The organism is Corynebacterium sp. HMSC28B08 (genome assembly GCF_001806865.1).
Lineage (GTDB): Bacteria > Actinomycetota > Actinomycetes > Mycobacteriales > Mycobacteriaceae > Corynebacterium > Corynebacterium auriscanis.
Window position 1 is genome coordinate 41889 of the sequence record NZ_KV786144.1, and the last position, 10076, is coordinate 51964.

8 protein-coding genes are annotated in these 10076 nt (G+C 57.3%); 7 read left to right on the plus strand and 1 reads right to left on the minus strand.

The annotated features are described in order from the left end of the window. Positions 1-1117 precede the first annotated feature (1117 nt). The 6 genes from HMPREF3098_RS01240 to HMPREF3098_RS01265 all read left to right on the plus strand — a co-directional run bounded on the left by HMPREF3098_RS01240 (position 1118) and on the right by HMPREF3098_RS01265 (position 6990). A complete protein-coding gene (locus HMPREF3098_RS01240) occupies positions 1118-3172 on the plus strand; it encodes a bifunctional ADP-dependent NAD(P)H-hydrate dehydratase/NAD(P)H-hydrate epimerase (protein ID WP_070433690.1) in 2055 nt (684 codons plus the stop codon). Positions 3173-3370: 198 nt separating this feature from the next. Next, positions 3371-4054, plus strand: coding sequence for an SDR family oxidoreductase (locus HMPREF3098_RS01245; protein ID WP_070433701.1), 684 nt, complete (start codon positions 3371-3373; stop codon positions 4052-4054). A 306-nt stretch (positions 4055-4360) separates the two neighbouring features. After that, positions 4361-5134: an ABC transporter ATP-binding protein gene (locus tag HMPREF3098_RS01250; RefSeq protein ID WP_070433691.1), complete on the plus strand. Its 774-nt coding sequence runs from the start codon at positions 4361-4363 to the stop codon at positions 5132-5134. Then, a complete protein-coding gene (locus tag HMPREF3098_RS01255; protein WP_070433692.1) occupies positions 5127-5510 on the plus strand; it encodes a hypothetical protein in 384 nt (127 codons plus the stop codon). The genes HMPREF3098_RS01250 and HMPREF3098_RS01255 overlap by 8 nt, the downstream gene beginning before the upstream one ends. After that, the gene (locus HMPREF3098_RS01260; protein ID WP_070433693.1) at positions 5507-6358 is read left to right on the plus strand and encodes a hypothetical protein; all 852 of its coding nucleotides are present in this window, start codon (positions 5507-5509) and stop codon (positions 6356-6358) included. Before HMPREF3098_RS01255 ends, HMPREF3098_RS01260 begins: the two co-directional genes overlap by 4 nt. After that, positions 6355-6990, plus strand: a complete 636-nt coding sequence (locus HMPREF3098_RS01265) for a hypothetical protein (RefSeq protein WP_141739627.1) — start codon at positions 6355-6357, stop codon at positions 6988-6990. The genes HMPREF3098_RS01260 and HMPREF3098_RS01265 overlap by 4 nt, the downstream gene beginning before the upstream one ends. Before the next feature lie 104 nt (positions 6991-7094). On the opposite strand, the gene HMPREF3098_RS01270 is transcribed toward HMPREF3098_RS01265, so the two are convergent. Beyond that, entirely contained in the window at positions 7095-8681 is a 1587-nt protein-coding gene (locus HMPREF3098_RS01270; protein WP_070433695.1) for a succinic semialdehyde dehydrogenase, read from the minus strand. Between the two features lie 302 nt (positions 8682-8983). On the opposite strand from HMPREF3098_RS01270, the gene HMPREF3098_RS01275 reads away from it, so the two are divergent. Continuing rightward, positions 8984-9892 (plus strand): Bax inhibitor-1/YccA family protein, encoded by a 909-nt coding sequence (locus tag HMPREF3098_RS01275; RefSeq protein WP_070433696.1) that lies wholly within the window; start codon positions 8984-8986, stop codon positions 9890-9892. Positions 9893-10076: the final 184 nt, after the last annotated feature.

The window sequence follows — 10076 nt, forward strand, 5'->3', positions numbered from 1 at the left end:
GGTGCTGGAAACGGTGCTGGGGTTGCAGCGGTGCTGGAAACTGCGCAGCACCCGCCGCGCACGCGCCTACTCGTGCAATGTGCAGCAGAACTCTGACAAAATGGCGCGTTTTTGTTGGACTTCTGCTGCGCATTTGACTTTCAGTACCTGGATGTCGGGAATGTAGGCACCGGGGAGCTCGAAGGGTCTCCCGTATTATTCCGAACTACCTCGTATTCACCGTCCGCAGCACTGCGTAGTGCAGACTGGCTATATCTGGGCGTGGGGTGGGGCGTAGTTACCCGCGGGCTACATCTCGGCGTTGCTCTCGCGGCCGTATCTAGGCGCGGGGCGTAGTTACTCGCGGGCTCTATCTCGACATTGCTCCCACGGCCGTATCTAGGCGCGGGGCGGGGCGTAGTAACGCGCAGGCTCCATCTCGGCGTTGCATTTGCCGGCTATGCTCTAGTTCGTACAATGTGCAGCAGAGCTCTGACAAAATGGCGCGTTTTTGTTGGAGTTCTGCTGCACATTTGATTTTCAGCGCCTGGATGTCAGGAATACCGAGGTTGCATTGAGTGCAATCTTCGCTGTCGTTCAAATAGCTGTGTGGAGGGTATTCAAGTTATTAATTATATTTGAATAGCAAGAATCCCCTAAATGGAGTTAGACCATTTGGGGATTCTTAGAAGGTGGTGTTCCGTCATTGAATTTTGATGACGGGCAAGGGGTGGCGAAACCCCTTGTTATGAGGCTAGACCTCGCCGTGGTGGAAAGTGAATTCCTTAGACGAAGAGACCTGCGAACAGGTTGACCAGGCCGTTGATGCCACCGGCGATCAGCTTAACCAGGCCGGTGAAGAATGCTGCTGCGTTCTCGATCATTTTAAATCCTTTCGGAGTGGTGTTTGCAGCGGGATTTTCCCGATGCTCATCTACACAAACGTGGATCTGTGGAATGCGTTACGAGTGGGCGCTACAAAGAATGTCATCGGGTGTAGTATCACAAAAATATAACAAATCCATTGCAGTGGTGACCGGCCAAAATGCCCAATTGTTCAACTGTTTTTGCGGGGGTAATTTTCTTGGGTACAAACATCCCCTCATAGAACCCTTGGAGACCGCTACCATGGCGAGGTATGAAGCAACTGTTTACCGCGCAAGAGGTCAGGCAAGCGGAGAAAGTGCTGCTGGAACAGCAAAACCACCCCGATGAACTCATGCAGATCGCCGCTGAGCAGGTCGCGCGTGTAGCTGACGAGCTCCTCACTACCTCCCCACGCACCACCTCGGGGCGGGTGGGTGATGTGGCTGCTGGCTCGCGTCCGGAGGGTCACGCGGCGTCTACCTCGCGTCCGGGGAATAGCGCGGCCCCCAGCTCCCGTCCGGGGGATAGCGCGGCCTCCAGCTCGGGCCCGGAGGGTCACACGGCGTCTACCTTGCGTCCGGGGGATGGCGTGGCCCCCAGCTCGCCTCCGGAGGGGCACGTGGCAGGGGAGGAACAGAACCAGACCATCGTCTTGCTCGTGGGGCCAGGTGGTAACGGTGGCGATGCGCTGTACGCCGGCGCCCGATTGCTGGAACTGGGTCACCAGGTGGTGGCGTACGCGGTGACAGAGGGGCGTCGGGTAAAAGAAACCGCGTGCGAAGCCTACGAAACCGCAGGTGGCCAATGGGTGACCGAGCTGCCGGTGGCACCCGACGTGCGAATGGTGATCGACGGCATTGCGGGTTTGGGGAGCAAGCGGGGGCTCACAGCAGAAGTGGCGGAGTTTCTGGCGGATGCGTACAGCTGCGCAGTGCCAGTCGTGGCCGTGGACGTGCCGTCGGGCGTGAACGCCGATACGGGCGCGATACCGGATCCCATCACCGTTCACGCGCGCGGGTTTGAGCCGGAAGACTGCATGTGGTCCGTGCAAAACGTGCCTGCGCACGTGCGGGCCAGCGTGACGGTAACCTTCGGTGGTTTACGGTTCGCCCACGCCCTGTCTCCATGGTGCGGCCGGGTCGAGCTGGTCGATTTAGTGCAGCCCGCTACGGCCGGCAGGGCAACGCGACTAGCCTTAAGCGCCGAACTACTCGCGGCAAGTACCAACCCCGTGACCTATTACGAACCTCTCGCGTCCCTGGCATGTGGCCCCGTAACCGGAGCAGATCGCGTGTCACAGACCCACGCCTGTGACTCCGAGGCAGCCTTAGACCCAGCGCCCGCGCCGGCCCGGGTCACAACCCTCGTGCCCGATAACCTACCGTTCGCCACAGAACCCGAACCCTCCGATCATAAGTACTCCGGCGGCGTGGTGGGTCTGTGCGCTGGTAGCGATAGGTTCCCCGGTGCGGGCATCTTTGCAGCAGTTGCCGCAGTTCGCGCCACCAGTTCGGCTGTCCGGTTGTTCTCGCCCCCAGACCTGATCACGAGTTTTACACCCGAAGCCCTGGTGATGACTGAACCGCTGGGGGATTCTTTACCATCCACGCCCACTTCCTCGTCGCCCCACGCCCTCGTTATAGGTCCGGGGCGGGGGACCGACGATGGGGCGGCCGCGGAATTGGCGACTGCATTGGATTCCATCCTGCCGGTGGTGGTGGATGCGGATGCGCTGACGTTGCTTTCCCAGCAACCGCATCTGCTGGACAAGCTTCGCGCTAGGGAGCCCTTCACGCTGCTCACCCCTCACGCCGGCGAGTTTGCTCGGTTGGCTACTGAAACCACACCGTCCCCGAATGACGACCCAGTGGCAGCGGCGGTTATGCTGGCCACGCAGCTCAACTGCGCCGTGTTGCTGAAGGGGCGTGCCTCGGTGCTGGCCACGGCTTCGCAGGTGAGCGTTATTAACGCTGGCTCCTCGTGGGCGGCGACCCCGGGCTCGGGTGATGTGTTGGCCGGTTTGTTGGGTGCGTACGTTGCACGGGCGACTGCCGCGATCGTTAAGCGGGATGCTTTCTTCCCTTCGGTCGCTGCGGCCAAGGATCACGCTGGGTCGGCTGAAGGCTCTTTTTCTTTCGACGCCCCCATCTTCCACGACCATGTCTTGGCTGGGTTATTCGTTCATGCAGTGGCGACGGAGCATGCTGCGACTACGGCCTACCCGGGAATGGACGGGCGGGTTCACACGGGACAAGCGCCGGCCTCGGCTATGCAGATCGCACAGGCGGTATCGTCGGCGACCGCGGCGCTGACGGTGGGAATGTAGTTAATTACGGTGGGTTACAGTGCGAGTAGCACGGGTGCGCAAAACGAGGACCGAGCGGTCCAGCGGTGCAGGCGCGGATTGGTGCGGGTACACAAACGGTATGTGTTCTCCCGGAGGATCGTCGGCTGGGTGCAGGCGCGGATTGGTGCGGGTACACAAACGTTAGTTGTTACAGACACAGTATTCGAGGAGATCATCATGAATAAGATCGCATTCATCACTGGGGCCACTCGCGGAATTGGTCTAGCCGTCGCGCAGCAGCTTGCCCCCGATCATCATCTGATCATTGGCGGATCCAGTGCATCTGCGTATGACGTGGCTGCACAGTTTCCCAGTGCTCAGGCTTTTGTCGCAGATCTGACTGATCTGGACGTGCTAGCGGACAAGGTTGCCACCCTCAACCTAGATCGTCTCGATGTTTTAGTGCACTCTGCAGGTGTGGTCGCGCACGATCCGGTTACGGAAACTGAACCCGTGCAGTGGCGCCATGCTTTTGATGTCAATCTTTTCGCAGTCGCGGAACTGACTCGCCAGCTGATCGCTCCGCTGCGTGCTGCTCACGGAACACTCGTGACCATTAATAGTGGGGCGGGGCACCACAGTGGTGTGGGTTACGGTCCCTATGCCACTACGAAGTTTGCCTTGCGCGCATACACTGATGCGCTGCGAGAGGAAGAGCGGGGGAAAATCCGTGTGAGCTCGATTCATCCCGGCAAGGTGGATTCGGACATGCAACGGCAGATCCAGAAGATGCGGGGCAATGATTACGATGAGTCGCTTTTCTTGCGCCCTGAATCAGTAGCCAAGGCAGTGCGCTTCGCGGTGGATGCCACGGACGAGGCGATGATCGAAGAGCTCACGATTCGCCCGACCCGCAGCTAGTGGCATTCTGGGGTCTTGAATTAGGCGATTCCTAGAGGGGCGTACTGGGATTCCTAGAGGGGGCGTACTGGGTTTCCTAGAGGCGGTGTACTGGGGTGCGGCTGAATCTAGGTAAAGTGTTCATTCTTTTCCAAAACTAGTGACAGAAGCACATTTGATACATAGAATATGAGGACTGCTACTTGATGAGAGCCCCTTGATGAGAGCCCCTTGATGAGTGCTACTTGATGTGCTGATCATTCCAGTGGGACCAACCTCTCAAGAGGCAGCATTGTGTACCATCGACCTTTGTGAAAGTGGCCTAGCATGCATGTGCAGCTCAACGATGTCTCATTCGAATATCGAAATTTATTCAGGAAAATTCCTATCATCAAGAACTTATCGTGGGAATTATCGCCGGGGGTGACAGGCCTATTAGGGCCAAACGGCAGCGGTAAAACTACGTTGATGCGGCTCATTGATCGATCGCTGCGTGAATCACAGGGTAGTATACTCGCTGATGGCGAAGAGGTCCGCACAGGATCTCGGCTCCGAGCTTACCGGCGCAGGCTAGGGATTATGCCCCAAGACCCAACATTTGTTCCCTGGATGACGGTGACCGACACCTTGGAGTATCTCGCGTGGGTCCATCACATCGAAAAAGCAGCAAGGGATAAAGAAGTTGCCCAGGCCCTGGAAAAAGTCGATTTAGTACCACACGGTAAAAAACCAGTGCGGGCGCTATCCGGTGGACAAAAACGACGGCTCGCATTTGCGTGCGCCACCTTGGGAAACCCCGATCTTCTGTTATTGGACGAACCAACCGCTGGGTTAGACCCCAGTGCACGCATCGCGATGCGCAATCTTATCCGCGATGAGGGCAAACACGCCACCGTCTTGTTATCCACCCACCTCATTGAAGATATTTCTCGCATTAGTACCGGTGTGGGGATTCTAAAAGAAGGCCAAATTGCTTTCAGCGGGCCCCTTACTGAATTGGAGCGGTCTTTGGATTTCGCCGAAGGCCACGTAGAAAGCGCCTTCGAACAAGCCTATGAGCAGATTATCGATAATGCAGGACGGAGTGGGGCCCATGAATAACCTTGGCCTTGCTGCGTTTAAGAGAAAAGAAACCATAATAACCTTCCTCATTGCCTGCGCCCTGTCCGTGTTTCCAACACTGAGTTTTCTGAAACAGTCGTACACAACCTGGACTGATTTCGATTCCGTGTGGGGCACCATCCCAGCATTGCTGTTTCCCATCCTTGCCGGTATTTCAGCGGGCGCGGCACAGCGCCACGGTAAACCCAACCACATGACGATGCTCCCTGTTGGGGCCGTACCTGTGTTCCTCCGGCACGTTGTTATTCAAGCCCCACTGGTGATCTCTGCAGGGCTCGGAACCTGCGCTGGCGTAGCACCGATGTTGTGGAAGACTGCGCGTACCGCAACCGACGGGTCCCCCAGCTTTCTGTGATCATTGTTTTCTTCGGTTTTTTCTTGGCCTCGTGCACCCTGGGGATGGCGGTTGCCGCCATATTTCGATCCCTGGTTGCAGTACCTGTTGCCGCGGTCATTGGGTTCATGTGGGGCCAGACGGCGAATTATTTTGGTGACGATTACATCCTGATTGCACCGTTTCGGCCATATCCGCAAGACCCAGGTCAATTCTTAAGCGTGCCCGTGAGCGTGGGCAACATAGTTTTTGCCGTGGTGGCTATTGGCGCATTGCTTGGAGTGACACGGATGTTGACGAACACCCCAGTGAATTGGACGTTAGCTGGGGCGTGTGTGGTGATATTAGCAGTTACCGTTGGCGGTTCCGTAGTACTGGCGGAGAAAAAGAACACTCCCTTATGGGGGCTGGAGGCTCAACCACCCCGTGAGTGCCGCGAGTTGCGCGGAGCGGACGTGTGTGTACACCGCGCTCATCTGAAAGACTTAGATGATATTTCCACACATGTGGAGTCGGTGCTCCATAACTATGGAGAATCCCACCCTTCTCGCCTAGTCCTCATTGACAGTTCTTTATTTCTGGCCCCGCGCAAGCTGGCCAAAGAGGTAGTCATTATCCGTTTCACACCAGGGGAAACCAATGGTGTGGGTATACAGCTGGCCCAACATCTCACTAGTTTTTGGGCGTGTGCTAACAAACCAGGATCTGCCGGCACAGATATATCTGCGAAGCTCCAAGATTGGCTTGTCCTAGGACCCCGGGGAGCCAACCCTGAACATACTAGAAAAGTGATGTGGAACTACATCAGAAACAATCAACAAGCAATCGCGGAGTGCCGTGCGACACCAGAAAGCTGGCCACTGAAATGAGTAAAACTCACCCGCTCATACGAGTGTTCCGCTGGGGGCGAATTGCGGTTGTGCTAGGCCTCACCGGTCTGGCGGCCCACTTCTGGGGAGCATTCACCTTAGAACTGGACTTGGTCTCTAGCCTAAACGGAAGGTCCATCGTTATTGGTGAATTAACTGGTTATGTCGGCGCATTCGTGATCGCAGCAGAAATCTGCAGACCGCACGGAACATGGGAAATGGGGTGGCATAGAAGCCAATATCGAGCCGTTGTTAGCGGTGCCGTGCTTCTTGCCACCGGCACAATCCCCTCGTTGATCTGTGCACACTCCTTGGTGGAAGAATTCGGCGCAGAAGTTCGCTGGTGGGTACCACTTTTAAGTGCGCTGATCATCAGTGCAGTGACACTTCTTAGTTCTCGGGTCATCGCCAGCCCCCATTTCCTTGCTGTGCCACTGGCCATCATCGTGGTGATATTGACAGCCCAGACACTTCATGTTCCTGGCTCGGAACGTGTGTTTTTAGCAGGATACAACCCCCAAATTTCCCCGGGTGTGAACTATTGGATTGTATTCACAGTTGCCGCGTTGCTGCTTAGCTGCATACCAATCGGCAGTATCGATCGCCTTGTGAAAACCGCAGGCTATCGTTAACGCAATAGACCAGCTAAGGGTGCTTGGAAGGGGGTTTGCACCAGCTAGGTAGCTTATCCCTCGCACCTTGGCTGCGCGGGGCGCCCCACCCCCGGTTCCTCGGACTAAGGCAGAACCTTGAAAGCCTTACCCAGCAGCATTGCCTTCGACATCACGGCAGCGTACGTCTTGCGCTTTAGGCTCTCCGGGCCGCGGAAGTACATGAAGCGCTGCTCGGAAATGTTTTGGGAGGCGGTGTACTTGATCAGTCCTTCTTCGCCATGGCGGTGGGACACGCCGGATTCCTTGCGACCCCCCATCGGGTTATCGATCGCGGCCCATGCGGTGGTGTAGCCATCGTTAATGGCCACCGAGCCGGCTTCGACATGCGGTGCCACACGCCACGCGGTCTCGGAAGAACCGAAGACGGAAGCATTCAACCCGTAGGTTGTGTCATTGGCCTTCTCGATGGCCTCGTACACATCTTCTACCGGCTCGATGTACACCACGGGGCCGAAGACTTCCTCAGTGCGCAATAGTGCGTCCTCTGGAACATCGGTCAGGACGGTTGGTTCGTAGAAGTAAGGGCCCAGGTCAGGACGGTGGCGGCCGCCGGCGACGATGGTGGCTCCCTTGTCGCGGGCATCTTCCACGTACTTCGTTATGGTATCCAGTTGCTGCTGGGAGGCAAGCGACCCCATCTGGACCTCCCACTCGAATCCCGGCCCGATGGACATGGCCTTAACCGCGTCGCTGAACTTACCGACGAATTCCGAATAGGTATCCCGCTCCACGTAAATACGCTCAATCGAGACACACAACTGGCCGGAGTTCGAGAAGCACGCATCAAGGGCTCCGCGAACGGTGTAATCCATCTTTGCATCATTCGCGATGATCAGCGGGTTCTTACCCCCCAGCTCAGCGGAGTATCCCACCAGGCGACGGCCCATCGTCTCACCCAGGATCTTGCCCGTTGCCGTGGAGCCCGTGAACATCAGGAAATCACATTGCTCGGAAATTGCGGTGCCCACCACCCGGCCCGAACCGGTAACTAGCTGCACGAGATCGCGGGGCAGCCCGGCGTCGAAAAGAAGTTTGAAGGCCAAAAGGGCAGTAAAAGGAGTGTTGGAATCCGGCTTAGCAACTACGGCGTTGCCGGCCAGAAGGGCCGGAATGGCATCACCGATGCTGAGGGACAGCGGGTAGTTCCACGGCGAAATCTGACCAACCACGCCCAATGGGTGGCGGTATTCGCGCGACTTGATCATGACGGGCATGGCCGCACGGCGTTTGCGTGGGGACATGAACTTTTCGGCGTGATTAGCGTAGTAGCGCGCGTTGTTGGCGATGTCCAGGACCTCATCGAACGCGCTGGGGCGGTTCTTGCCGGTTTCTAGCTGGATCATATCCGTCACCAGCTCGCGATTACGCAGCAGCAGGTCGTGGAAGCGCAAGAAAATGCGCTTGCGCTCAGAAAACGGAACGTGCACCCACGAACGCTGTGCACGACGGGCGACGGTGAAGGCTTCGGTTACATCCTCTTCGCTACCTTTGCCAACCCACGAGATCTGCTCGCCGGTGAAAGGGGTCTCGATAGTTTGTGTATCGCCGGATGGGTCGAGATTGTTGTGCCGAGTATTTACTGTCAAATTGCGCAGCTCAGTTGCTAGCTCTTCGGGCAGGGGGCCAACGGATAGTCGCTTAGGTGTCATGTTGTGCACATTACCTAACTATCGGCCCCCCGCGGTGGAATCTGTCGATACGCTTTGCCTATTTTTATCTCTTTGTGGGTCGACGCCACGCGCCGCTCCCACCAGCGCTCCTCTGCACTTTTCGGGGATCCGTGGCGAAGAGGTTCACAAGAAAACCCCGGGGATGCGGGAACTAAATCGCCACGTCAATCGTTACACTGGACGTAAGGTTCTTCGATCATAAGATTTTTTGATCGCAAGAACAGTGGAACATGTACTGACCAGCAGATCCACTGTAAACAGAGACTCAGAAAGTGAAGATGATGAAAACTTCCAATCCGTTTATGGGGTCGCTAGCCAAGAACACGAGCCAGCACCCCTTCGCTCAATCCGGGCAGCAAGGGGGACAGGGGCAGCAGGGGTTTAACCCAGCCAACCCCTACGCAACCTCGGCCTACGGCGCTACGCAAACCGCTACCGTGCACCAGGGTATGGACAACGTTCAACACTCTCCGAACTTCGGTGCAGCCGGTGTTTCCGACCGCCCCATGACTGTGGATGATGTTGTCGCGAAGACCAGCATGACGTTGGGTGTGATCATCGCCTTCGCGATCGTGGAGTACTTCCTGTTCAGCATGGAGTCCGCTCTGGCGCCGATCCTGTTCTTCGTGGGCATGATCGGCGGCCTTATCACCGTCATGGTGGCTACCTTCGGCAACAAGTATGGTTCTGCTGCAGTGACCTTGATATATGCGGCATTTGAGGGCTTGTTTGTCGGTGGTTTCAGTTGGATCGTGGCGAACGTTGCGGTCAGCGGCGTGAATGCCGGTGCTTTGATCTCCCAGGCGATCCTGGGAACCATCGGTGTGTTCGTCGGCATGCTCTTCGTCTACAAGTCCGGTGCCATTCGCGTGACCCCGAAGTTCACACGCTTCATGGTGGGAGCGATGATCGGTGTGCTGGTTCTTGCCCTGGGTAACCTCGTGTTTGCCCTGTTCACCGATGGTGCGGGCCCACTGCGCGATGGTGGTCCTATCGCCTGGATCTTCTCCTTGGTCTGCATCGGCCTGGCAGCCATGAGCTTCCTGCTGGACTTCGACCAAGCCGATCGCCTGATCCGCTCTGGTGCTCCATCCAAGATGGCATGGGGCGTGGCTCTGGGCCTGGCCGTCACCTTGGTCTGGCTGTACACCGAGATCCTGCGCATGCTCTCGTACTTGCAAAACGATTAGTGCGCCGGTGGGGACGAGCGAGCGTGTCGCTTAGTGAACACCATGGCTCGTCTGCGTGAGGCTTAGCGTGCTCGGCGATGAGAGCGCGTGAGGCTTCGCGTGAACGTTGCCGAGCGAACACGACGACTAGCCACCACAGCGAATGAAAGGGAGGGTGCCCACCGCGGTTGCGGTGGGCACCCTC

Coding starts and splice junctions, on each gene's coding strand:
- HMPREF3098_RS01240 (WP_070433690.1), top strand. CDS start 1,118: ATGAAGCAACTGTTTACCGCGCAAGAGGTCAGGCAAGCGGAGAAAGTG.
- HMPREF3098_RS01245 (WP_070433701.1), top strand. CDS start 3,371: ATGAATAAGATCGCATTCATCACTGGGGCCACTCGCGGAATTGGTCTA.
- HMPREF3098_RS01250 (WP_070433691.1), top strand. CDS start 4,361: ATGCATGTGCAGCTCAACGATGTCTCATTCGAATATCGAAATTTATTC.
- HMPREF3098_RS01255 (WP_070433692.1), top strand. CDS start 5,127: ATGAATAACCTTGGCCTTGCTGCGTTTAAGAGAAAAGAAACCATAATA.
- HMPREF3098_RS01265 (WP_141739627.1), top strand. CDS start 6,355: ATGAGTAAAACTCACCCGCTCATACGAGTGTTCCGCTGGGGGCGAATT.
- HMPREF3098_RS01270 (WP_070433695.1), bottom strand. CDS start 8,681: ATGACACCTAAGCGACTATCCGTTGGCCCCCTGCCCGAAGAGCTAGCA.
- HMPREF3098_RS01275 (WP_070433696.1), top strand. CDS start 8,984: ATGAAAACTTCCAATCCGTTTATGGGGTCGCTAGCCAAGAACACGAGC.